Origin of the sequence: Mesorhizobium sp. M4B.F.Ca.ET.017.02.2.1, from assembly GCF_003998955.1 — a bacterium.
GTDB lineage: Bacteria > Pseudomonadota > Alphaproteobacteria > Rhizobiales > Rhizobiaceae > Mesorhizobium > Mesorhizobium abyssinicae.
On record NZ_RZOF01000024.1, the window covers coordinates 1 to 21,266 of the forward strand.

24 protein-coding genes are annotated in these 21,266 nt (G+C 65.1%); 12 read left to right on the forward strand and 12 right to left on the reverse strand.

Annotated features, from left to right (window positions below):
- The 3 genes from EN738_RS05365 to EN738_RS05375 all read right to left on the reverse strand — a co-directional run.
- Positions 1 to 1,845: BatA domain-containing protein (locus tag EN738_RS05365; protein ID WP_127282801.1), on the reverse strand; the 1,845-nt coding region annotated here is incomplete at its 3' end.
- On the reverse strand, positions 1,842 to 2,819 hold the full coding sequence (locus tag EN738_RS05370) for a DUF58 domain-containing protein (RefSeq protein ID WP_127282802.1): 978 nt from the start codon (positions 2,817 to 2,819) through the stop codon (positions 1,842 to 1,844). The genes EN738_RS05365 and EN738_RS05370, both read right to left, overlap by 4 nt.
- Complete coding sequence (locus EN738_RS05375) at positions 2,819 to 3,823, reverse strand: MoxR family ATPase (protein WP_127282803.1); 1,005 nt, start codon at positions 3,821 to 3,823, stop codon at positions 2,819 to 2,821. Before EN738_RS05375 ends, EN738_RS05370 begins: the two co-directional genes overlap by 1 nt.
- Positions 3,824 to 3,968: 145 nt before the next feature.
- On the opposite strand from EN738_RS05375, the gene EN738_RS05380 reads away from it, so the two are divergent.
- The 3 genes from EN738_RS05380 to EN738_RS05390 are packed head-to-tail and all read left to right on the forward strand — an operon-like array spanning position 3,969 to position 6,495.
- Positions 3,969 to 4,598 carry a DUF1285 domain-containing protein gene (locus tag EN738_RS05380; protein ID WP_127282804.1) on the forward strand — a complete coding sequence of 210 codons (630 nt, stop codon included), beginning with the start codon at positions 3,969 to 3,971 and terminating at the stop codon, positions 4,596 to 4,598.
- Positions 4,598 to 5,230 carry a CoA pyrophosphatase gene (locus EN738_RS05385; RefSeq protein ID WP_127282805.1) on the forward strand — a complete coding sequence of 211 codons (633 nt, stop codon included), beginning with the start codon at positions 4,598 to 4,600 and terminating at the stop codon, positions 5,228 to 5,230. The genes EN738_RS05380 and EN738_RS05385 overlap by 1 nt, the downstream gene beginning before the upstream one ends.
- Positions 5,227 to 6,495: a CCA tRNA nucleotidyltransferase gene (locus tag EN738_RS05390; RefSeq protein ID WP_127282806.1), complete on the forward strand. Its 1,269-nt coding sequence runs from the start codon at positions 5,227 to 5,229 to the stop codon at positions 6,493 to 6,495. The genes EN738_RS05385 and EN738_RS05390 overlap by 4 nt, the downstream gene beginning before the upstream one ends.
- 110 nt (positions 6,496 to 6,605) lie before the next feature.
- Here EN738_RS05390 and EN738_RS05395 read toward each other — a convergent pair whose 3' ends face one another.
- The 5 genes from EN738_RS05395 to hemF all read right to left on the reverse strand — a co-directional run bounded on the left by EN738_RS05395 (position 6,606) and on the right by hemF (position 10,420).
- Complete coding sequence (locus EN738_RS05395; RefSeq protein WP_245478176.1) at positions 6,606 to 7,658, reverse strand: S8 family serine peptidase; 1,053 nt, start codon at positions 7,656 to 7,658, stop codon at positions 6,606 to 6,608.
- A gap of 14 nt (positions 7,659 to 7,672) precedes the next feature.
- Positions 7,673 to 8,251, reverse strand: coding sequence for a hypothetical protein (locus EN738_RS05400; RefSeq protein WP_127282807.1), 579 nt, complete (start codon positions 8,249 to 8,251; stop codon positions 7,673 to 7,675).
- Between the two features lie 280 nt (positions 8,252 to 8,531).
- A complete protein-coding gene (locus tag EN738_RS05405) occupies positions 8,532 to 8,717 on the reverse strand; it encodes a DUF1059 domain-containing protein (protein WP_126058661.1) in 186 nt (61 codons plus the stop codon).
- Between the two features lie 258 nt (positions 8,718 to 8,975).
- On the reverse strand, positions 8,976 to 9,407 hold the full coding sequence (locus EN738_RS36120) for a DUF1344 domain-containing protein (RefSeq protein ID WP_245478177.1): 432 nt from the start codon (positions 9,405 to 9,407) through the stop codon (positions 8,976 to 8,978).
- Between the two features lie 98 nt (positions 9,408 to 9,505).
- Positions 9,506 to 10,420 carry an oxygen-dependent coproporphyrinogen oxidase gene (hemF, locus tag EN738_RS05415; protein WP_127282808.1) on the reverse strand — a complete coding sequence of 305 codons (915 nt, stop codon included), beginning with the start codon at positions 10,418 to 10,420 and terminating at the stop codon, positions 9,506 to 9,508.
- A gap of 112 nt (positions 10,421 to 10,532) precedes the next feature.
- Here hemF and EN738_RS05420 point away from each other — a divergent pair, with 112 nt between their 5' ends.
- Positions 10,533 to 10,790 (forward strand): hypothetical protein, encoded by a 258-nt coding sequence (locus EN738_RS05420; protein WP_006202578.1) that lies wholly within the window; start codon positions 10,533 to 10,535, stop codon positions 10,788 to 10,790.
- Positions 10,791 to 10,796: 6 nt separating this feature from the next.
- On the opposite strand, the gene EN738_RS35335 is transcribed toward EN738_RS05420, so the two are convergent.
- The 3 genes from EN738_RS35335 to EN738_RS05430 form a co-directional block, all read right to left on the reverse strand.
- On the reverse strand, positions 10,797 to 10,958 hold the full coding sequence (locus EN738_RS35335) for a hypothetical protein (protein ID WP_189340327.1): 162 nt from the start codon (positions 10,956 to 10,958) through the stop codon (positions 10,797 to 10,799).
- Between the two features lie 83 nt (positions 10,959 to 11,041).
- Entirely contained in the window at positions 11,042 to 11,485 is a 444-nt protein-coding gene (gene soxR, locus EN738_RS05425; RefSeq protein ID WP_127282809.1) for a redox-sensitive transcriptional activator SoxR, read from the reverse strand.
- A gap of 151 nt (positions 11,486 to 11,636) precedes the next feature.
- The gene (locus tag EN738_RS05430) at positions 11,637 to 12,095 is read right to left on the reverse strand and encodes a tRNA (cytidine(34)-2'-O)-methyltransferase (RefSeq protein ID WP_127282810.1); all 459 of its coding nucleotides are present in this window, start codon (positions 12,093 to 12,095) and stop codon (positions 11,637 to 11,639) included.
- Between the two features lie 461 nt (positions 12,096 to 12,556).
- On the opposite strand from EN738_RS05430, the gene EN738_RS05435 reads away from it, so the two are divergent.
- The 4 genes from EN738_RS05435 to EN738_RS05450 are packed head-to-tail and all read left to right on the forward strand — an operon-like array spanning position 12,557 to position 17,096.
- The gene (locus tag EN738_RS05435) at positions 12,557 to 12,973 is read left to right on the forward strand and encodes a hypothetical protein (RefSeq protein WP_245478178.1); all 417 of its coding nucleotides are present in this window, start codon (positions 12,557 to 12,559) and stop codon (positions 12,971 to 12,973) included.
- Between the two features lie 25 nt (positions 12,974 to 12,998).
- Positions 12,999 to 14,879 carry an ABC transporter ATP-binding protein gene (locus EN738_RS05440; RefSeq protein WP_127282812.1) on the forward strand — a complete coding sequence of 627 codons (1,881 nt, stop codon included), beginning with the start codon at positions 12,999 to 13,001 and terminating at the stop codon, positions 14,877 to 14,879.
- Positions 14,880 to 14,889: 10 nt separating this feature from the next.
- On the forward strand, positions 14,890 to 16,773 hold the full coding sequence (locus tag EN738_RS05445) for an ABC transporter ATP-binding protein (protein ID WP_127282813.1): 1,884 nt from the start codon (positions 14,890 to 14,892) through the stop codon (positions 16,771 to 16,773).
- 8 nt (positions 16,774 to 16,781) lie between these two features.
- Positions 16,782 to 17,096 (forward strand): DUF6665 family protein, encoded by a 315-nt coding sequence (locus tag EN738_RS05450; RefSeq protein WP_127282814.1) that lies wholly within the window; start codon positions 16,782 to 16,784, stop codon positions 17,094 to 17,096.
- 34 nt (positions 17,097 to 17,130) lie between these two features.
- On the opposite strand, the gene EN738_RS05455 is transcribed toward EN738_RS05450, so the two are convergent.
- On the reverse strand, positions 17,131 to 17,475 hold the full coding sequence (locus tag EN738_RS05455; protein ID WP_127282833.1) for a cupin domain-containing protein: 345 nt from the start codon (positions 17,473 to 17,475) through the stop codon (positions 17,131 to 17,133).
- Between the two features lie 312 nt (positions 17,476 to 17,787).
- Between EN738_RS05455 and petA the strand changes: the two genes are divergently transcribed.
- The 4 genes from petA to EN738_RS05475 all read left to right on the forward strand — a co-directional run bounded on the left by petA (position 17,788) and on the right by EN738_RS05475 (position 21,197).
- On the forward strand, positions 17,788 to 18,348 hold the full coding sequence (gene petA, locus EN738_RS05460) for a ubiquinol-cytochrome c reductase iron-sulfur subunit (protein WP_127282815.1): 561 nt from the start codon (positions 17,788 to 17,790) through the stop codon (positions 18,346 to 18,348).
- 16 nt (positions 18,349 to 18,364) lie between these two features.
- Entirely contained in the window at positions 18,365 to 19,666 is a 1,302-nt protein-coding gene (locus EN738_RS05465) for a cytochrome b N-terminal domain-containing protein (RefSeq protein WP_127282816.1), read from the forward strand.
- 20 nt (positions 19,667 to 19,686) lie between these two features.
- Positions 19,687 to 20,556, forward strand: a complete 870-nt coding sequence (locus EN738_RS05470) for a cytochrome c1 (protein WP_127282817.1) — start codon at positions 19,687 to 19,689, stop codon at positions 20,554 to 20,556.
- 95 nt (positions 20,557 to 20,651) lie between these two features.
- Entirely contained in the window at positions 20,652 to 21,197 is a 546-nt protein-coding gene (locus tag EN738_RS05475; protein WP_127282818.1) for an adenine phosphoribosyltransferase, read from the forward strand.
- The last annotated feature ends 69 nt before the right edge of the window (positions 21,198 to 21,266 follow it).

Consider the following 21,266-nt stretch of genomic DNA (forward strand, 5'->3'; position numbering starts at 1 on the left):
GGTCACTGGCAGCGAAAGGTTGGGCCGGGCCAGCGGCGCGAAGGTGCTCGCGGCGTCGAGCAGATTGTGGGCGAACACACCGGTCTCTGAGCCGTAGAGGCCCGGCGGGTTTTCGATCGTCACCGGCAGCGGACCGGCGCCCGGCACCAGCGGCCTTGCGTCCGGCGTCGGCGGCACCAGCGTGCCGTCGGCGGCGATCATGCGGTAGGGCGCCAGCGAGGTGGCGGCGGCTTCGGCATTGGCGACGGCGGCTCCCTGGTTGCGCGACAATTGCACGATGCGCCTCAGCATCTCGACGAAGCTGCCCGAGATCGGCAGGTTCGACCATGTCGCCTCGGGCGTGACGTGGAACAGCACCAGCGTGCCCTTGCCCTTCTTCAGCCCGGTGACCAGCGGCGTGCCGTCGGCCAGCGTCGCCCAGGTGCGCTCGACGATGTCGGGCGTCGGCTCGGCCAGCACCTGCCGGGTGACGGTGACCTCGGTCGGCGGGGCGAGATCGGCGAAGGGCCCGGTCTTCGGGAATTCGGTGACCGGCTGCGGCGTCGTCCAGGACAGCGCGCCGCCCAGCGCGCGCTCGCCGCTGCGCAGCCTGACCGGCAGAAGGTCGTCGTCATTGCCGGCGGCGGCCAGCCGCGAGCCGGCAAAGCGGACCAGCGTGCCGCCCTTGTCGACCCAGTCGGCGAGCTTTGGCCGCACCTGCTCGGGGATAGTGCCGACATCGGCCATGACAATCATTGCCGGCTTCTGATCGAGCAATTGCGGGATGGCGTCGGCAAGGTCGACGCTCGACGGCTCGACCAAATCGGCGAAGGGCTGCAGCGCGCGGCGGATATAGTAGAGCGGCGACAAGAGCGGCTGCGCCTGGTCGGCCTCGGACTGCGACAACAGCCCGACGCGGCGGCGTTTGGAGCTCTCGTCGAGCACGCGCACGGCGCCGGCCTGATGCTCGCCGTCGAGCGCGATCGAGGCAAAGTCGTTGCGCAGTTCGAACGGCACCGCCATCGTGCCGGTGGCCGTGGTTTCGCCCGGCGAGAAGGTCAGCGTCGCATCGGCGATGCGGCGGCCCTTGTCGTCGAAGGCGCCGGCGATGACCTGGGCGGGCGCCGGATCGCCGGGCGGACGGATCGCGGTCAATGCAAAGCCATCGACCTGGTTGTCGGCAGCGGTCAGGCCGGCCAGCGTGATCCGGTCAGACGTGGCCCAGACCAGCCGCGCCGCATTCTTCGACAAAAGCGTGTCGAAGGCGGCTTCGTCGCCTTGCGCGGCGAGCCCGTCGGCGAGCACGGCGACGCTGGCGCCGGGATGGCTCTCCAGGCTTGCCGCGACGCGGGCATAGACGGCGGGGCGGTCGGTCGGGATGGGCCGCGGCTTGGCGGCGCGCAGCCTGTCGAGCGCCGTCGCGGCATCGAAGGGGCCGATCTCGGCGTTGGGCTTTTCGGCGGTGAAGGCGATGATGACAGGCACGCCGTTCGAGCCGGCGTCGGCGATCAGCCTTTCGGCCGTGGCGACGCGCTTGCCCCAGTCGGCGGCACTTGCCCAGTCATTGTCGATGACCAATGCCAGGGCCGAGCCTTCGGCCGGCAGTTTTTCACGCGGATTGAAGACCGGTTCGGCAAGTGCGACGACGATCAGGGCGGCCATCAGCAACCTCAGCAGCGTCAGCCACCATGGGCTTTGCTGCGGCGTCTCCTCGCGCTTCAGGACGCGGGCCAGGATCTTCAGCGGCGGAAACACTTCCATTTGCGGCTTCGGCGGGGTGAGCCGCAACAGCCACCAGATCACCGGCAGCGCCAGCAGGCCCCACAGCACCATGGGCGCACCGAAGGAAAGCGGCAGCCAGCTCATGCGCCGATCTTTCCGGCAGGACCGGCGGTCAACCCGGTATGACCTGTGGTCAACCCGGTATGACCTACGGTCAACCCTGGATGACTGCCTTCGGCGGTCAAAGCCATGTGGATGCGCACCAGCGCTTCGGAGGCGAGGCGGTCGGTATGGTTGACGGTGAAGCTCCAGCCCAGCCGCTTGCACCAGCCGGCCAACTCCTGGCGGCGGGCGCCGTAGAGCAGGCGGTATTCGTCGCCGAGCATCTCGGCGCGGCCGGCGGTCAGCTTGTCGCCGGTTTCGGGATCGGTGAACTCGGTGCGGCCGGCATAGGGAAAGGTTTCCTCGGCCGGGTCGGCGACCTCGATCAGATGGGCGCGCACGCCGTGGCGGGCGAGCACGTCGAGCCAGGCCATGGTCTCCTCGACCGGGTCGAGGAAGTCGCTGACGAGGACGACGTCGGAAAAGCGGCGGATGCCGGAAAGATCGGGCTTTGCCGGCAGCGCGCCGGCATGGCCGAGCTGGGCCGCGATGCGCTCGGCGCCGTTGCGGGCGGTGAACGGGTCGGTGAGGCCCGGCCAGGCGATGCGCTCGCCGCTGCGCGACAGCAGCTCGGCCATGGCCAGCGCCAGGACGAGCGCGCGCGATTCCTTGGAAACGCCGGCGCCGGCCGATTTGTAGAGCATCGAAGGCGAGGGGTCGGCCCACAGCCACACCGTATGGGCCGCCTCCCATTCGCGGTCGCGCACATAGGTGTGGTCGTCGCGGGCCGAGCGGCGCCAGTCGATGCGCGAGGAATCGCCTTCGACATAGGGCCGGAACTGCCAGAAATTCTCGCCGATGCCGCGCTTGCGGCGGCCATGCCAGCCGGCGATCACGGTGTTGACGATGCGGCGCGCCTCGACCAGCAGGTCCGGCACCAGCGAGGCCCGCAACCGGCCACGGGCGAGCGCGTCACGCGTCGCAACCGGTGCCTGGACCTCGCCTATTCGTGCCATCAGATGCCTTTTGCCAGTTTCGCCACCACGTCGCGCACCGAGGTGCCTTCGGCGCGGGCGGCGAAAGTCAGCGCCATGCGATGCTGCAGCACCGGCTCGGCCAGGGCACGGATGTCGTCAACCGACGGCGCCAGCCTCCCATCATACAGCGCCCGCGCTCGCGCGCACAGTGTCAGCGCCTGGCTGGCGCGCGGCCCGGGACCCCAGGCGACGAGCTTGTCGGTTTCGGCGTGCCCCTGGCCGGGGCGGGCCGAACGCACCAGCTTGAGGATCGCGTCGACCACGCTTTCCGGCACCGGCATGCGGCGGATCAGCGTCTGGATCTCCTTCAGCCGGGCCGGCTGCAGCACATTCTGCGCCTTGGCGTCCTCGACGCCGGTGGTCTCCAGCAGGATGCGGCGTTCGGCTTCGATTTCCGGATAGAGGATGTCGACCTGCATCAGGAAGCGGTCGAGCTGCGCCTCCGGGAGCGGATAGGTGCCTTCCTGCTCCAGCGGGTTCTGCGTCGCCAGCACATGGAAGGGCGAGGGCAGGTCGTGGCGCGCCCCGGCGATGGTGACGTGGTATTCCTGCATCGCCTGCAGCAGCGCCGACTGGGTGCGCGGCGAGGCGCGGTTGATCTCGTCGGCCATCAGCAATTGCGCGAAGATCGGCCCGGAGATGAAGCGGAAGGAGCGCTTGCCGAACTCGTCCTGCTCCATCACCTCGGAGCCCAGGATATCGGACGGCATCAGGTCGGGCGTGAACTGGATGCGGCGGGAATCGAGACCGAGCACGACGCCCAGCGTCTCGACCAGCTTGGTCTTGGCGAGGCCCGGCACGCCGACCAGCAGCGCATGGCCACCGGCAAGCAGCGCCACCAGCGTGCGCTCGACGACGGCATCCTGGCCGAAGATGACACGACCGACGCCGTCACGGACTTTCGAGATGTCCGCCAGCGCCTTTTCGGCCTCGGCGATCATGTCCTTTTCGCTGATCGGGCTTTCCTTGATCATCACGCTCATGCCGTTTCGATCCTTGTGCTGGAAATACCGGCTTGCACTGTCTGTGCCGCAGAATGCCGCGATTCGGCCTCGCCTGGCGCCTGCATTTGAACTTAAATCACAGACTTAGGCTGACAAGCGGAACAACAGTGACTATTTCGTGACCATGACGGAGCTCACAGAACATCGTGAACAGAGCCTCACCAGCGCCACCGAGGCGCGCGGGCTGGAGGCGCTGATCTCGCGCGCGACCCGCGCCGGCAAGGGGCCGGCGCCGGTGGAGCGCTGGAATCCGGACTTCTGCGGGGACCTCGACATGGAGATCAGGGCCGACGGCACCTGGTTCTATCTGGGCACGCCGATCGGGCGCATGCCGCTGGTGCAGCTGTTCTCCACCGTGTTGCGCAAGGACGCGGACGGTAGGACCTATCTGGTGACGCCGGTGGAGAGGGTGGGGATACGCGTCGTCGACGCCCCCTTCGTCGCCGTCGAGATGGATGTGTCCGGCGCCGGCGACGACCAGGTCATCACCTTCCGCACCAATGTCGGCGATGTCGTCGAGGCCGGGCCGGGCCACGCCCTGCGCTTCGTCGACGAGGAGGCGACCGGCGGGCTGAAACCCTATGTGCTGGTGCGCGGCCGGCTGGAGGCGCTGGTGGCGCGGCCGGTGATGTACGAGTTGGTCGAGCATGGCGAGGAGATCGACATCGACGGCAGGACGATGTTTGCCGTGCGCTCCAGGGGCGAGGTCTATCCGATCATGCCCGCCGAGAAGCTGAAACGGCTGAGCGCGTGATGGACCAGGTGACGCCGGCGCCGTTCTCGACCGTGGATTTTCGCCAGCGCGTCGCCGCCCAGGCAGACGCCCATGCCGGCGACGACTATGGCGATCATCGCTTCAATCCCGGCCATCCCAGGCTGAAGCACGTAAAGCCGCTGCGCGACGCCGCCGTGCTGATCCCGGTGGTCGACCATGGCGCCGATGCGACGATGCTTTTGACAAAGCGCGCCGAGAAGCTGCGCAGCCATTCCGGTCAGGTGGCCTTTCCGGGCGGCACGATCGACCCGACCGATCCCAGCCCGGAAGCGGCGGCGTTGCGCGAAACCTTCGAGGAAATCGGCCTCGAGCGCGATCATGTCGAGATCATCGGCCGCATGCCCGACTATGTTTCCGGCAGCGGCTACCGCATCGCGCCGGTGCTGGCGGTGGTTCGGCCAGGCTTCTCCTTGACGCTCAATGCCGACGAGGTCGATGCCGCCTTCGAGGTGCCGCTGCGGTTCCTGATGGACCCGACAAACCACGCCCGGGACAGCCGCATGTGGGACGACCTCGAATGGTTCTTCTATGACATGCCCTATGGCGGCCAGCGCATCTGGGGCGTCACCGCCGGCATCATCCGCACCCTCTACGAAAGGCTCTATGCTTGAGTGCTCCCGTATCGCTCGCCGGCAGGGCGGACTGGCTGAACGAGAAGCACCTGCAGCGTCTGCTGGCAGCGCTTTCGGATGGCGATGAGCGGGCGCGCGTCGCGGGCGGCGCCGTTCGCAACACCCTGCTCGGCCAGCCGGTCGCCGATATCGACGTCGCAACCACGACGCTGCCGCAGGAAACCATCCGCCGCGCCGAGGCGGCCGGCTTCAAGACGGTGCCGACCGGCATAGAGCATGGCACTGTCACGGCGATCGCCGGCGGCAAGACCTATGAGGTCACCACGCTGCGCGCCGATATCGAGACCGATGGGCGGCGGGCAAAGGTGTCGTTCGGGCGCGACTGGAAGCTCGACGCCGAGCGGCGCGATTTCACCATCAACGCGCTCTATGCCGAAGCTGACGGAAACGTCGTCGACCTGGTCGGCGGCATCGCCGACATCGCGGCGCGCCGGCTGCGCTTCATCGGCGATGCGGAAGCGCGCATCCGCGAGGATTACCTGCGCATCCTGCGGTTTTTCCGTTTCTTCGCCTGGTATGGCGACGGACGACCCGACGCCGAAGGGTTGAAGGCCTGCGCGCGGCTGAAGGACGGGCTCGGCCAGCTCTCGGCGGAGCGCATCTGGTCCGAACTGAAGAAGCTCCTGTCGGCGCCGGACCCGTCACGCGCGCTTTTGTGGATGCGTCAGGCCGGCGTGCTTACCAGCGTTCTGCCGGAAAGCGAGAAATGGGGCATCGACGCCATCCATGGGCTGATCCGGACCGAGAAGGACCTGGGCTGGGCAGCCGCTCCGCTGCTGAGGCTGGAAGCCATGGTGCCGCCCGATGCCGCGCGGATGAAGACGCTTGCCGAGAGGCTGAAATTTTCCGCCGCCGAGGCGGGGCGGCTGAGGCACTGGGCGCTGGCGGCGGCGATCGAGCCGAGGACGAGCGAAGGCGAACTGGCCAAGAAACTCTATCTCGGCGATCGTAACGGCATCGCCGACCGGCTGCGGCTTTCACTGGCTTCCGCGCGGGCACGGGCGGCCGAGGACAATCAGGCGCTGATCGATGCCGGCGGCTTCTCGCGCCTGCTTGCCTTCGCGTTGAAATGGGAGAAGCCGGTATTCCCGATCAAGGGCGCCGATCTCGCCGAGCTTGGCGCGGCGCCCGGCCCCAGGCTCGGCGCGATCCTGAAAAGTCTCGAGAAGGAATGGATCGGGTCCGGTTTCACCCTTGACCGCGGCGCGCTCATCGAGCGCGCCGTAAAAGCGCTTGAAGCTTAGAGCAATTCCAGGAAAAGTGTGTAACGGTTTTCCGTCCGGAATTGCGTAAAAACAAATAGTTAGAGCGGTTCGGCGATTCCATGAAACGCTGAACCGCTCTAGATCGCAACTTACCTGATCGAAGCGGGAGCCAGTGCGCGTGAAAGGCTGGCTTCGCCCTTGCCGTAGACGGAGGCGTTGTAGTTGAGCAGCGTGTCGGTACGAGCCGTGTTCAGCAACTGGTTGGTGATCTGTGTCGGCGTTGCCGTGGTGAATTTGCTGCCAACGATCGCCGCGTAGCCGGAAATGATCGGCGCCGCGAACGAGGTGCCGTAAAGGCCCGTCTTGCTGCCGGTGACACCCACGACAAGGAAATGGCTCTGCACGAGCGGGTTGGAGCCGGCGTAGTTGGAGTAGGAGGCAAGCTGGGCCTTGCTGGTCGTCGTGCCGTTGGTGGAGAGCGCGCCGACGAAGATCGCCGAGGCTTTGCCGACCAGCGCGAGGTTGAGGTAATCCTGCTGGCCGTTCTTGATGCCGCCGACGGCGACCGCATCGTTGCCGGCGGCCTTCGAGACGACGGCCGACCCCTTGGTGGCATAGGAGATGATCGAGGCTTCCTCCGGCGCCCAGCCGATCTGGCTGGTGCTGTAACCCGCCCTGGCGTACATGCCGTAGCTCAGATTGAGCACGTTCAGGCCCGCCGCCAGCGCAACCGACGAGCCCGTCGAGAAGTCCTTCGACCGGATGGCTGCCAGGGGCGCAACCATGCTGGCTTCCTGGCGGGTCCATTCGCCGTGCCGCTGGTTTTGCGTGCCGAGGCCGAAATTGCCGGAGAAGCGCGACGTGCTGCTGAAATCGTCGACGATGGTGATGGTGACGCCACTGCCCTTGTAGCCGGCCGCCCATGCGGCGCCGACCTCGGGGCTCATCCAGCTCTGCACCGTCGCTTGCGTCGTCGGCGTGGCCGGGATCGTGGCGCTCACGCAAATCGACCCTGCGCCGTGGCAGAGCGCGGCGGTCTGGTCGGCGTCGAGAGCTTCCTGCGCCGAAGCGATCGGCGCCGAGAAGATGGCAAGCGCGGCGGCGAGGCCGAATTTCCAGTGGTTGGCTGACATGCTCTTACTCCAGTCGAACAGGAACCAGGATGGACGATTGTGAACTTCGAGGCGGGTCAACCTGCTCATGTCAGCCTCCAAGGTCAGAAAGTAACACGGTAATTCAGCCAGAGACGCATGGTCTCCGGTTTAGCGTTAACCAGATATTTCAGGGTTTGCTCAGGTGCCATCTCGGTGGCCGCGAGCCGGCAGTTGACGCTGTAGGTGCCCAGGTCCCCATAGTCGGCCACGCACGGCTTTTCGGTGAGGTTGCCGCCGATCGTCGAGGTCAGCGAGAAGGACAGGGTGCTGCTCGCACTCGGGTGCATCTGAGTGAGGAAGCCGAGCTTGAAGCTGGGCTCGATGCTGTACTTCTCGGCGCTTTCTCCGGTGCCGAAACCCCACAGGATTCCGGTGTCTTCAGTCAGCTGGGTGAGAAAGTCGACGTGGAGGTCGACCCAGGTGGCGTGATACCACCGGTTGAACGATACCCACGATCCGCTCTGCAACTCATAGCCGCCGTCGCCGAGGCCTCTGGCCCGGTCACTGAGCTGCGAGCCCTGGTGCATGTCGACAAGCGACGTCGTCATCTCCTGCCCGGACGCCGGAGGCGCGCCAAGGAAGGCGGACAGCAGCAGCGCTGTCCAACGGAAACTACCTCGATTGCCGGACCTTTCGCGCATGCGCGAAAACACCTCGCCCCACCGTTTCCGGATCAGCGCCTGGTGGCGACGGGCTTCTCTGGCTGCCCCTGTATCCGGATTATCTCCCCGATGGTGGCACGACTACCGTTACCGCCGGGTTATCCAAGCAGGTGCGAATATAAGTATTTGATTGAAAATATTTGCGCTCTTCGGCAGCCGTGGCCGGAAGTGGGGCGGGATGCCGTCGGATCCGGCATCCCCTTCGCCTGCTTGTTGGCCGGATCGCGCAAGATCCGTGATCTGCTCCGGCCGGAAGCCGTTACGCGGCGTCACGCACCTTCTGGATACGCGAGCGGATCGCCTCGATCATCGTCTCGCGAATGGTCGTTTCGCCATGCGTCTCGCGCATGTGCTCGACGGCACGGCGCATCACCTCGGCCTCTTCTTCGGCGCGTGTATGCCACTCACAGCCCGGCACGAGCGATCCGCAGTGGAATTCCTTCATCGGATTCTCCTTTCCTCCTTGGAGCGCCGACCGACATCCGATCCGGCACTCTGATGCGCGCACGATCCTTTTTCGAACATCCCTTTCGTCGAAAACCTGGGGGCCTTCGGGTCGTGTACTGGCGAGCAACCATAACACGGCTCGCTGGCTTTGGTTGCCGCAAGAGCCGAAAAAGGCGGAGCATTGCTGCTCCGCCCCTCTTACGCTACCTCGGAGCAAGACCGGAAATAGCCCTGTCTTGCTCCTGCGAGCAGGCCGTCACTTCATGATCTTGACTGCCTCGGCAACCTTGTTCTTGCCGCTCATGTCCCAGGAAACGCGGACCTTCTCGCCAGCCTGCAAGCCAGGATCCTTGAAGGCCTTGGACAGCGTAAAGGTGGATCCATCATCCAGAACGAGGCTCATGGCCGTTCCATCGAAGCTCTTCACCGTGCCAGTGGTGTGTTTGACCGCCGCGAAGGCGGCGCCACCAGAGGCGAGAAGAGCAGCGGTTGCTGCCGTCACAATAAGCTTGCGCATGGCATGTTCTCCTGGAAAATGCGGGCACCCTGAGAGCGAGATGAAATCTCGCTCCGGGGAAGGCGCCCACTCGATCAAAGGCCGTCCGGTCACGTCGGGTCGCGGCTCACGGGAGAGAAGAGCCGCCGGCGTTTCCCGGCCCGGAAACGACAAATAGCCCTGATTTTTCAAATGCCTATTAGACGAAAAAGATAATCCGGTCGCCACATTGCGCGCCCAGATTCGGCGAATGGGACGCCATTGCGGCTCACGTCCCGCTCACCGATATTTTACGGCCATCTTACCTCAGGCGGCAGGCTGGAGAGGATCGAGACGACATTGCCGCCGGTCTTCAGCCCGAAGATGGTGCCGCGATCGTGAAGCAAGTTGAATTCGGCGTAGCGGCCGCGCCGGACGAGCTGTTCGTCGCGGTCGCCATCGGTCCAGTTGTCGTTGAAATTGGACCGGACCAGATGCGCGTAGACGACGAGAAAGGAGCGACCGACATCCTGGACGAAGTTGAAATCGGCGTCCCAGCCGCCCGCGTCGTCGCCAGAATGCAGCCAGTCGAAGAAGATGCCGCCGATGCCGCGTGGCTCATTGCGGTGCGGCAGATAGAAATACTCGTCGCACCAGTCCTTGAATTTGGCGTAGTCGGCGACGCCGGCGTTCTTCTCGCAGGCAAACCGCATGGCGCGGTGGAAGGAGAGTGTATCGGGATCGTCCTGGACGCGGCGTCGGTCGAGCACCGGCGTCAGGTCGGCGCCGCCGCCGAACCACTGGCGCGAGGTGACGACCATGCGCGTGTTCATGTGCACGGCCGGCACGTTGGGGTTCCATGGGTGCGCGATCAGCGAGATGCCGCTTGCCCAGAAGCGCGGATCCTCCTCTGCGCCCGGCATCTGCTTCCTGAACTCGGGCGAGAACTCGCCATGGACGGTCGAGGTGTGGACGCCGACCTTCTCGAAGACACGGCCGTGCATCATCGACATGGTGCCGCCGCCGCCCTTGCCTTCGTCTCGCTGCCAGGGCGTCTTCTCGAAGCGGCCGGGCGACCACGAGGCCAGAGGCCCCTCCAGATCCTGCTCGATCTGCTCGAATGCGGCGCAGATGCGCTCGCGCAATGCTTCGAACCACAGGCGCGCCTTCACCTTCTTCTCTTCGATGTCGGCCGGCAGGCCCACCGGTATTTCAGGTCGTTCCAAAATCAGGTCTCCAGTCGCGGACGATAAAGGACTCGTCTTTTCCGGGCGCGATCCCTAATCTCTTAGGGGCAAGGGTCAAGTCCCGTCTGACCACGGTGCAAGGAGTTCCTTCGTGCGCACCCCGGCAAGACCGCCGCTGGATGGCTTGAAGAAGAGGCTCGACCGTTCGCGCGCCGAGCGCGAGCGCATGCCGCGCGACGGCTTCCTGCGCGAGACCTTCGTCCTGCCGCGCTCGGACGCCCGCCTCAAGGCCAAGGAATGGTTCGAGCGCTTTCCCAAGCAGGCCTACTGGACCGAGATCGAAAGCTGGTTCGAACGGCCGGGCGATGTCATCGAATTCACGATAAGGCGGCTGCCGGCGGCGGATTGAGCGGCGTCACAACGAGAACAGATCGCGCAATTTCGGCGAATCCAGAATCAGGTTTTCGCCAAGCAGTTTGCCGAATTTTTCCGGGCCCATTTTCCGCGCCTCATCGAAACTCAAGGAGATATAGAGCGTTGGTGTGCCGCCGGAATCGATCCGATAGATCGCGATCAACTGTGTCTCTTCCTCAGCTTGAACTAGATGTCCCAGCACAGCGGATTCCTTCCGTACCTGTCATTAATTCGCATCGCTTCCGCTCAGGAGGCTATCAGGCGCCTCGCGCCAGTGCCCTCCCGCGCCAGCCGGTCTTCCTTGTTCCTGAGCGGGCATTTGTCGATCGACATGCAGCCGCAGCCGATGCAGTCGCTCAGGCCGTCGCGCAGCTTCTTCAACTGGGCGATCTTGTGGTCGAGCCCGTCGCGCCAAGCCGTTGAAAGCAGATTCCAATCCTCGCGCGTCGGGGTGCGGCCCTCGGGCAGGGATTGAAGCGCCGCGGCGATCTCGGAGAGCGAGATGCCGACCTCCTGGGCGACCCGGATGATCGCCACGCGCCGCAGCACGTCGCGGCCGTAGCGCCGCTGGTTGCCGGCCGTGCGGTGGCTGCGGATCAGCCCGCGCGTCTCGTAGAAGTGCAGCGCCGATACGGCGACGCCGCTGCGCATGGCCACCTGGCCGACCGTCAATTCCGTTGCTGGAGCCATCTGCCACTTTCCGCTTGACCTCAAGTTAAGTTGAGCTTGTAGCGAAGAAATCCTGATCGGGCAAATGCAGGAGAAGGCGATGTGCGCCTGGACGAAACTGACTGGAGAAACCACGGCCCTCGGTGACGGCAGGGACGGCGGATCGCGGATCCTATGCGAGCTGGCGGATCGCTTCGCCAGCGACCATGGCGACGGACAGCGCGACATTGATGCTGCGCGCGCCCGGCCGCATCGGGATGGTCAGGCGCGCATCCGCAGCGTCACGGACCGGATCCGGCACGCCTGCGGATTCGCGACCGAAAAGCAGAATGTCTCCATCGGCAAAGGCAAAGTCCGTATAGGCGGCAGCGGCTTTGGTGGTGAGCAGCACCAGCCGACGCGCGTCGCCCGCCCGCCATTGCTCGAAGGCGTTCCAGTCGACATGCCGGGTCAGATCGGCCATTTCGAGGTAGTCCATGCCGGCCCGTTTCAGCGCCCGGTCGGAGAGCGGGAAGCCGGCCGGCTCGATGATGTCGACGCCAAGGCCGAGACAGGCGGCGAAGCGCAGGATCGTTCCGGTGTTGCCGGCGATGTCAGGCTGGTAGAGCGCGATGCGGAGACGGCCGTTCATTTCCGCGTCTTTCTAATAAGTGGCAGATCGGCCACAGAGATTTCCAGGTTTCGCAGATTGCTGGACTGGCGGGTGGTCATTTTCTGCGAAGTCGAGTATACGCCTCTCATTGTCAACCCGAACCGATGGAGGGGGAACTCATGATGACCATGCACAACCAGCGCCCCTCCTGGCGCCTTATGCGCTCCGCGGCGGTTTCGGTACGACGATTCTCCTGACTCTCTAAGACTTGATCGCACCGATTCCCGCCGAACCCAGTTTTCGGTTCTCGAAGGAATCCTGCGATGTTTTTCAAACGCCCAAAGGGGCCCGGCGCCCCACCTGACCGTGTCCTGACTGACGCCTGCCGTCATGTCCGGAGCGACGCTGCGCGCACCGAAGTACTCGGCCGCTTCGGCCGAATGCCGGAAGTCGATGTTGCGTCACCCTTTTTATCGCATTTGCACATGGAGGATGGACCGATGTTCGATCCCTACAAAATACCCGGCTCCAGAAGCCTGCACGAGCGCAGGATGGCGACCTGGGCGCTGCTGGTCGGCGAGACCTACTCGTCGGCAGTGCACGCCGAGACGCGCCGGCGTCCGCATCGAGGCATGCTGCCGGACGTCGACTTCTCGCGCGCCGTGCCTGACCACAGCCGGCCTTCGCTGGTGCGCCGCATCATCAGGCTGATCCGGCCCGGCGCGAAAGGCCGGGCAGGCGCCAGCTTTTCGCCCGGAAACTCCGGGGCGTCAGGATCGTCGGCTGAGCCTGTCGGCGAAAAGCCCGCGACACCCTATATTGCGCGAAGCAGGGCCGGCGATGCAGATGATTCTGCATCGCCGGCCCGCGACGCTGCGCGGTCGAGCAAGCTTGTCCATCAATCCCGCGCCGCGTGAGCGCATAGACAGTCGAGTGCCTGCAATGTTCCGCTGGTTTGAAAACAAGCTCGATCCGTTCCCGGCCGCGGAGCCGGTCGAACCGCCGAAGACGCTGGTCGCCTTCTGCGTGCATTACACGCGAGGCGCCTGGCCCTACATCATCCTCGACGCGCTCCTGGTGACGGCGATTGCCGTCGCCGAAGTGTGGATGTTCGGCTTTATGGGCCGCATCGTCGACTGGCTCTCGGGGCAGAATCGCGAGACTTTCCTGCAGACCGAGAGCTGGAAGCTCGCTGGCATGGCTTTCGTCGTGCTGTTCGCGCTGCCGGGCACCGTGTGGTTCCACTCGCTTCTCAACCAGCAGACGCTGATGGGCAACTACCCCATGCGCATCCGCTGGCAGGTGCATCGCTACCTCTTGAAGCAGTCGATGGCCTTCTATCAGGACGAGTTCGCCGGCCGCATCGCCACCAAGCTGATGCAGACGGCGCTCGCCGTGCGCGAATGCGTCATCAAGCTCATCGACGTGCTCAACTACGTCATCGTCTACTTCCTCGGCATGCTGTTCATCGTCGGTTCGGCCGACTGGCGGCTGGCGACGCCGCTCGCGATCTGGCTGGTCGGCTATGTCGGGCTGCTGCGCTACTTCATCCCGCGGCTCGGCAAGGTCGGCGAGGAGCAGGCCAATGCGCGTTCGACCATGACCGGCCGCGTCGTCGACAGCTACAGCAACATCCAGACGGTCAAGCTGTTTTCCCATGCGCGGCGCGAGGCCAGCTTCGCGAAGGAGGGCATGTCAGGCTTCCTCGAGACGGTCTACCGCTCGATGCGGCTGGTGACGGTGCTCTACGGCCTGCTCTATATCCTCAACGCGCTGCTGCTGTTTTCCGTCACCGCGCTGTCGCTGTGGCTGTGGCTCGGCCAGGCGGTGACGATCGGCGCCGTCGCCGTGGTCATCGGCCTCGTGCTGCGCATGTGGGGCATGTCGCAGTGGATCATGTGGGAGATGTCCGGCCTGTTCGAGAACATCGGCACGGTGCAGGACGGCATCCAGTCGATCTCGCTGCCGCGCCTGGTGGAGGACCGGCCGGGCGCGAAGAACATCGCCGTCACACGCGGCGAAATCCGCTTCGACGACATCCGCTTCCACTACGGCAAGCAGAAGGGCGTCATCGAGAACCTGTCGCTGACGGTGAAGCCGGGCGAGAAGGTCGGCATCGTCGGCCGCTCGGGCGCCGGCAAGTCGACGCTGGTCAATCTGCTGCTGCGCTTCTACGACCTCGAAGCCGGCCAGATCCTGATCGACGGCCAGGAGATCGCGTCGGTGAGGCAGGACTCGCTGCGTGCGCAGATCGGCATGGTGACGCAGGACACCTCGCTGCTGCACCGCTCGGTGCGCGAGAACATCCTCTATGGCCGGCCGGATGCCACCGATGAGATGCTGCTCGAGGCGGCCGGGCGGGCAGAGGCGCTGGATTTCATAGGCGGGCTGATCGACGCCAACGGCCGCACCGGGTTCGATGCCCATGTCGGCGACCGCGGCGTCAAACTGTCGGGCGGACAGCGGCAGCGCATCGCCATTGCCCGCGTCATGCTGAAGGACGCGCCGATCCTCATCCTCGACGAGGCGACGTCGGCGCTCGATTCCGAGGCCGAGGCGGCGATCCAGGAGAACCTCTACAGGCTGATGCAGGGCAAGACCGTCATCGCCATCGCGCATCGGCTGTCGACCATCGCCGCGATGGACAGGCTCGTCGTCATGGATATAGGCCGCGTCATCGAGGAAGGTTCGCATGACGACCTCGTCGCCAAGGGCGGGCTCTATGCGCAGCTCTGGCAGCGCCAGTCGGGCGGCTTCCTGCTCGACGAGGCGCCGGCCGAGGCCGCCAACGACATCGGGGCCAAGGGTCAAGCTGCAGAATGATGGCCACCGCATGATGACAGCCGTCTATCGCTGGTTCGAGCGCTGGGTCTATCCGTTCCGCGAGCCGGCGAACCTTCGGCCACCCACCGGTGTCGGCGGCTTCCTCTGGCACTATGTCGGACAGGCGAAGCTCGCCTTCTTCACAATGCTGGTCATTGGCGGCATTGCACCGCTGGTCGAGACCGGGCTGTTCTATTTCGTCGGGCGGCTGGTCGACATCCTCGACCAGTTGCCCGGCGAGCGCAGCTGGCATGCGCTGTGGATCGCCGCCGGTCCCGAGCTCCTGTTCATGGGCGCGGTGGTGCTGATCATCCGCACGCTGGTCGTCGGGCTCTCGGCACTGGTCGACGAGCAGACGATCACGCCCGGCTTCTACAATCTGGTGCGCTGGCAGGCGCATCGCCATGTCTCGCGCCAGTCCTACGCCTTCTTCCAGAACGACTTCGCCGGCCGCATCGCCACCAAGGTCTGGCAGGCGGGGCAGGCCACCGGCGACCTGATGGAGAGCTTCATCGAGGTCATCTGGTTCATGATCGTCTATACGGTGACGACGCTGGCGCTGGTCGCCGGCCTCGATCTCAGGCTGGCGGTGCTTGTGGTGCTCTGGATCGCCGCCTTCGGGTTTCTGGCCAAGCGCTATCTGCCGGCGATCCGCAGGCACGCCGAGGCGACCGCCGAGGCCGGCTCGATGATCAATGGCCGAATCGTCGATTCCTACTCCAACGTGCAGACGCTGAAGCTGTTTTCGGCCGATGGCGACGATCGCTACATCCGGAGCGGTTTCGACATCTATCTGGACGCCCTGCGCCCGTTCACCCGCCGGCTGACCGGCGTGCGCATGGCGCTGACGACGCTGTCGGGCGTCATGATCACCGCCATCGCCAGCTTTGCCATCTATCTATGGCTCGAAGGCTCGATCACCGTCGGCGCCGTTGCCTTCACGCTTTCGCTCGTCCTGCGGCTCAACATGCTGCTCGGCCGGGTGATGATGCAGCTCAACGGCATCCTGAGGAATCTCGGCGTGCTGGAGAACTCCAAGGCGCTGATCTCGCAGCCGCTCGGCCTCACCGACGCGCCGGACGCCAAGGAATTGATCGTGGCCGGCGGCCGCATCGATGTGAAGAACGTGACTTTCCACTACGGCAAGGGAGCGGGCGTGCTCGACGGCATCGACCTCGTCGTCAGGCCCGGCGAGAAGGTCGGACTGGTCGGCCCATCGGGAGCCGGCAAGACGACGCTGGCCAACCTGATCCTGCGCCTCTACGACCTCGAGGGCGGCAAGATCCTGATCGACGGCCAGGATATCGCGCAGGTGACGCAGAATTCGCTGCGCGCCAATATCGGCGTGGTCAGTCAGGACACGGCCTTGTTCCACCGCTCGCTGCGCGACAACATCAAGCTCGGCATGCCGGGCGCGACCGAGACGCAAGTGATCGCGGCGGCGCGGAAAGCCGAGGCGCATGAGTTCATCATAGGCCTGCGCGACAATCGCGAGCGCACCGGCTACGACGCCTATGTCGGCGAACGCGGCGTGAAGCTGTCCGGCGGCCAGCGCCAGCGTGTGGCAATCGCCCGCGTCTTCCTCAAGGATGCGCCGATCCTGATCCTGGACGAGGCGACCTCGGCGCTCGATTCCGACATCGAGGCGGCGATCCAGGAGAACCTGGCGCGGCTGATGGAAAACAAGACCGTGATTGCCATCGCGCACCGGCTGTCGACCATCGCGGCGCTCGACCGGCTGGTGGTGCTCGACGGCGGGCGGATTATCGAACAGGGCACGCATGACGAACTGGTGGCGCTGGACGGGCTTTACGCGCGGCTGTGGAAACGGCAGTCCGGCGGCTTCCTGTTCAACGAGGAAAGCGTGCTGGAAGAGACGCGGCCGGCGGAGTAGGAAGAGCAATGTCGGTTCGCATGCCTTCGAATTTCGGACCCGCGGGCGCGCAGGAGAGCGCGCTCGACCTGCTCGGCCACGAGATCCTCGCCGAAAAGGCGGCGGCGCTCGGCCGCGCCGGCCAGCGCGTCGAGGCGACGCTGGCCAGACTGCGCGAGAACGGCGACGACGAGGAGCGGCGGCCGCGACTGCTCAAGGACGCCGCCGAGGCCGTGCATGCCTATTTCATCCAGCGCGAGCTCTGCGGGTTGCGCAAGCACGATGCGGTGATCCGCGAATACAACATACCGAGGGCAGTCCTGGTCAGGCTCGGCGCGAAATAGACGCTGCCTTCGGGTCTCTTGCCGTACCGGGGATCTACTCCAGCCACTCGGTGACGAAGCTGCCGTTCTCGTGGATATCTATGGTCTCCAGCGGGCCGGGGCCGAGATTGGTGAATTTGTGCGCCGTGTTGGGCGGCACGATCACGATCTGGCCGGCGAATGCCTCGATCTCCCGGTCGCCGACCGTGAACAGGCCGCTGCCCTGGCGGACGATGAAGATCTCCGCGTAGGGATGCCGGTGCAGGCGCGGACCGCCGCCCGTTCCGGGCAGATAATTGAAGATCAGGCAGGAGTTGGAGCCCCAGGCGCCGCATTCGAGCTCGCCTTGCCAACGGTCGGGCATCCTGGCCCATTTGTCGCGGTCGATGACGTGCGCCATGAGGGCAGAATAGACCGAGCCGGCGCCGACTGTCGAGGCAAAGGCGTGGCAATGATCGCCGTTGTTTTTGCGGTCGTTTCGGGCTGTTTGGCGACCCTTCGGCGCAGCGCCGTCCGGCATCGGATTTTACCCCCGCGACAATCTGACCTTGTGCCTTCACCCGACTGGACAAAAACGGGCTTCACGCATAAACCGAACTCCAAATGCCGGAGGAATTCGCTAGCCTGTTCGCCATGCGCTGTCGGGCCGGCGCGATTGAGCGGGGACAAGGCTCGGCCGCCGGCACGGAAGAGGCGAAAGGATCAGGCACCCGTGAGCGCAACCGATACCCACGATCCCAACCGTCGTGATTTCCTCTATGTCGCCACCGGCACGGCCGCCGTTGTCGGCGCGGGGGCCGTCGCATGGCCGTTCATCGACCAGATGCGCCCGGACGCCTCGACGCTGGCACTGGCCTCGGTCGAAGTGGACGTCTCGTCGCTGACGCCGGGAACCTCGCTGATCGTGAAGTGGCGCGGCAAGCCGGTCGTGGTGCGCAATCGCACCGAGAAGGAGATGAAGGACGGCGAGGCCGTCAATCTCGCCGACCTGAAGGACCCGATCGCCCGCAACGCCAATTTGCCGGCCGACGCTCCGGCGACCGACGCCAACCGCACGACGCCCGGCAAGGAAGCCTGGATGGTCATGGTCCAGGTCTGCACCCATCTCGGCTGCATCCCGCTCGGCCAGGAAGGCGATTTCGGCGGCTGGTTCTGCCCGTGCCACGGCTCGGTGTACGACACCGCCGGCCGCATCCGCAAAGGCCCGGCGCCCGAGAACATGGCGGTGCCGGTATTCAAGTTCATTTCCGATACCAAGATCCTTATCGGTTGAGGCAGGGGATATTTCGATGAGCGAGGGACACTCGACCTATACGCCCAAGACCGGTCTCGGACGCTGGTTCGACGCCCGCATGCCGCTGCCCAGGCTGGTCTATGACAGCTTCGTCGCCTATCCGGTGCCGCGCAACCTCAACTACATGTGGACGTTCGGCGGCATCCTGTCGATTATGCTGGCGTCGCAGATCCTGACCGGCATCGTGCTGGCCATGCACTACACGTCGGACACCACGCTCGCCTTCGATTCGGTCGAGAAGATCATGCGCGACGTGAATTCGGGCTGGCTGCTGCGCTATCTGCATTCCAACGGCGCCTCGTTCTTCTTCGTCGCCGTCTACATCCACATCTTCCGCGGCCTCTATTACGGCTCGTACAAGGCGCCACGCGAGCTGCTGTGGATCCTCGGCTGCATCATCTACCTGCTGATGATGGCGACCGGCTTCATGGGCTATGTGCTGCCCTGGGGACAGATGAGCTTCTGGGGCGCCACCGTCATCACCGGCTTCTTCAGCGCCATTCCGTTGGTCGGCAACTGGATCCAGGAACTGCTGCTCGGCGGCTTTGCCGTCGACAACCCGACGCTGAACCGCTTCTTCGCGCTGCATTACCTGTTGCCGTTCATGATCGCCGGCGTCGTCGTGCTGCATATCTGGGCGCTGCATGTCGTCGGGCAGTCGAACCCGACCGGCATCGAGGTCAAGTCGAAGACCGATACCGTTGCCTTCACGCCTTACGCCACCATCAAGGACGCGTTCGGCATGATCGTGTTCCTGTTCGTCTTCGCCTATTTCGTCTTCTACCTGCCGAACTTCCTTGGCCACCCGGACAACTACACGGTCGCCAACCCGCTGAAGACGCCTGCCCATATCGTGCCGGAATGGTACTTCCTGCCGTTCTACGCGATCCTGCGCGCCATCACCTTCAACATCGGGCCGATCAACTCCAAGCTCGGCGGCGTGCTGTGCATGTTCGGCGCCATCGCCATGCTGTTCCTGGTGCCGTGGCTCGACACGTCCAAGGTGCGCTCGGCGGTCTACCGCCCCTGGTACAAGCTGTTCTTCTGGCTGTTCGTGGCCGACGCCATCCTGCTCGGATGGCTGGGCTCGCAGCCGGCCGAAGGCAGCTATGTGTTCATGGCGCAGATGGCGACACTGTTCTACTTCGCCTTCTTCCTGGTCGCGCTGCCGGTGCTCGGGCTGATCGAGACGCCGCGCAGGCTGCCGAATTCGATCACCGAGGCGGTGCTGGAAAAGAACAAGGGCGGCGGCGGACATCCGGCCGGCGCGAACGCCGCGCCGGAAACCAAGGGCTGAGAATCTAAGGGGATTTGGGTATGAAAAAGATTCTCACCTCGCTGGCTCTGCTTGGCCTGGTGGCCGCGGGCACCTGGATGACAGGTGCAGGCGCCATCGCCGAAGAGGCACATAACGCGGCGGCACCGACGCATTTCCCCATCGACGAGCCGAAGGAAATGAGCTGGAGCTTCGCCGGACCGTTCGGCACCTACGACAAGGCCCAGCTGCAGCGCGGCCTGAAGGTCTATAAGGAAGTCTGCTCGGCCTGCCATTCGATGAACCTGGTTGCCTTCCGCACACTGGAAGGGCTCGGCTATTCGGACGGGCAGGTGAAGACGCTGGCCGCCGAATACACCATCCACGACGGCCCGAACGATGCCGGCGACATGTTCGACCGCCCGGGCAAGCCGTCCGATCACTTCCCGGCGCCGTTCGCGAACGAACAGGCCGCCGCATCGGCCAATGGCGGCGCCGCTCCGCCCGACATGTCGCTGCTCGCCAAGGCGCGCGGCGTCGAGCGCGGCTTCCCGCGCTTCGTCTTCGACATCTTCACCCAGTACGCCCAGGGTGGCCCCGACTACATCCACTCGCTGCTGACCGGCTACGACCAGACGCCGCCGGCCGGCATGGTGATCCCCGAGGGCACGCACTACAACCCGTACTTCCTGTCCGGCGTGTCGCTGAAGATGCCGAAGCCGCTCTCCGACGGCCAGGTGACCTATGACGACGGTTCGCCGCAGACAGTGGACCAGTATTCCCGCGACGTCTCGGCCTTTCTGATGTGGGCTGCCGAGCCGCACCTTGAGGACCGCAAGAAGACCGGCTTCCGCGTGCTGGTGTTCCTGCTCCTGTTCGGCGCGCTGGTCTATCTCACCAAGCGCAAGGTGTGGGCCGACGTCGCCCACTGAGCGACTGCGACCGGAAAAATGCGAGGGCGCCGAAGGGCGCCCTTTTCTTTTCGGCCGCTAGCCGGCAAAACTGTACGGCAACGGATCAACCGCCCATGAAATCCTCTCTCGAAGAAACGCTGCTCGCGGCCATCCGCACCATTCCGGATTATCCGAAGCCGGGCATATTGTTCCGCGATATCACCACCCTGCTCGGCAATGCGCGCGCTTTCCGCCGCGCCATCGACGAGCTGGTGCATCCCTATGTCGGACTGAAGGTCGACAAGATCGCCGGCATCGAGGCGCGCGGCTTCATCCTCGGCGGCGCCGTCGCGCACCAGCTTTCGGCCGGCTTCGTGCCGATCCGCAAGAAGGGCAAGCTGCCCTATGAGACGGTGCGCGTCGCCTACAGCCTGGAATACGGGCTGGACGAGATGGAGATGCACAAGGACGGCGTTTCGCCCGGTGAGAAGGTGATACTCGTCGACGACCTGATCGCCACCGGCGGCACCGCCGAGGCTGCGGTGAAGCTGCTCAGGCAAATCGGCGCCGACATCGTCGCCGGCTGCTTCGTCATCGACCTGCCTGACCTCGGCGGGCGCGAGAAGCTCGAAGCGCTCGGCGTGCCGGTGAGGACGCTGATCGGCTTCGAGGGGCATTAGCACTTCTCCCTCGCCCCGTTTACGGGGAGAGGGACGCGCAGCGAGCAACGCGAGCGGAGCCAGGGTGAG

Bases quoted from the DNA above. Each gene is read 5' to 3' on its own strand.
- EN738_RS05370 (WP_127282802.1), bottom strand. From the start codon at position 2,819: ATGGCACGAATAGGCGAGGTCCAGGCACCGGTTGCGACGCGTGACGCG.
- EN738_RS05375 (WP_127282803.1), bottom strand. From the start codon at position 3,823: ATGAGCGTGATGATCAAGGAAAGCCCGATCAGCGAAAAGGACATGATC.
- EN738_RS05380 (WP_127282804.1), top strand. From the start codon at position 3,969: ATGACGGAGCTCACAGAACATCGTGAACAGAGCCTCACCAGCGCCACC.
- EN738_RS05385 (WP_127282805.1), top strand. From the start codon at position 4,598: ATGGACCAGGTGACGCCGGCGCCGTTCTCGACCGTGGATTTTCGCCAG.
- EN738_RS05395 (WP_245478176.1), bottom strand. From the start codon at position 7,658: ATGAGCAGGTTGACCCGCCTCGAAGTTCACAATCGTCCATCCTGGTTC.
- EN738_RS05400 (WP_127282807.1), bottom strand. From the start codon at position 8,251: ATGCGCGAAAGGTCCGGCAATCGAGGTAGTTTCCGTTGGACAGCGCTG.
- EN738_RS05405 (WP_126058661.1), bottom strand. From the start codon at position 8,717: ATGAAGGAATTCCACTGCGGATCGCTCGTGCCGGGCTGTGAGTGGCAT.
- soxR (WP_127282809.1), bottom strand. From the start codon at position 11,485: ATGGCTCCAGCAACGGAATTGACGGTCGGCCAGGTGGCCATGCGCAGC.
- EN738_RS05430 (WP_127282810.1), bottom strand. From the start codon at position 12,095: ATGAACGGCCGTCTCCGCATCGCGCTCTACCAGCCTGACATCGCCGGC.
- EN738_RS05435 (WP_245478178.1), top strand. From the start codon at position 12,557: ATGTTCGATCCCTACAAAATACCCGGCTCCAGAAGCCTGCACGAGCGC.
- EN738_RS05440 (WP_127282812.1), top strand. From the start codon at position 12,999: ATGTTCCGCTGGTTTGAAAACAAGCTCGATCCGTTCCCGGCCGCGGAG.
- EN738_RS05445 (WP_127282813.1), top strand. From the start codon at position 14,890: ATGATGACAGCCGTCTATCGCTGGTTCGAGCGCTGGGTCTATCCGTTC.
- EN738_RS05450 (WP_127282814.1), top strand. From the start codon at position 16,782: ATGTCGGTTCGCATGCCTTCGAATTTCGGACCCGCGGGCGCGCAGGAG.
- EN738_RS05455 (WP_127282833.1), bottom strand. From the start codon at position 17,475: ATGGCGCACGTCATCGACCGCGACAAATGGGCCAGGATGCCCGACCGT.
- EN738_RS05465 (WP_127282816.1), top strand. From the start codon at position 18,365: ATGAGCGAGGGACACTCGACCTATACGCCCAAGACCGGTCTCGGACGC.
- EN738_RS05470 (WP_127282817.1), top strand. From the start codon at position 19,687: ATGAAAAAGATTCTCACCTCGCTGGCTCTGCTTGGCCTGGTGGCCGCG.
- EN738_RS05475 (WP_127282818.1), top strand. From the start codon at position 20,652: ATGAAATCCTCTCTCGAAGAAACGCTGCTCGCGGCCATCCGCACCATT.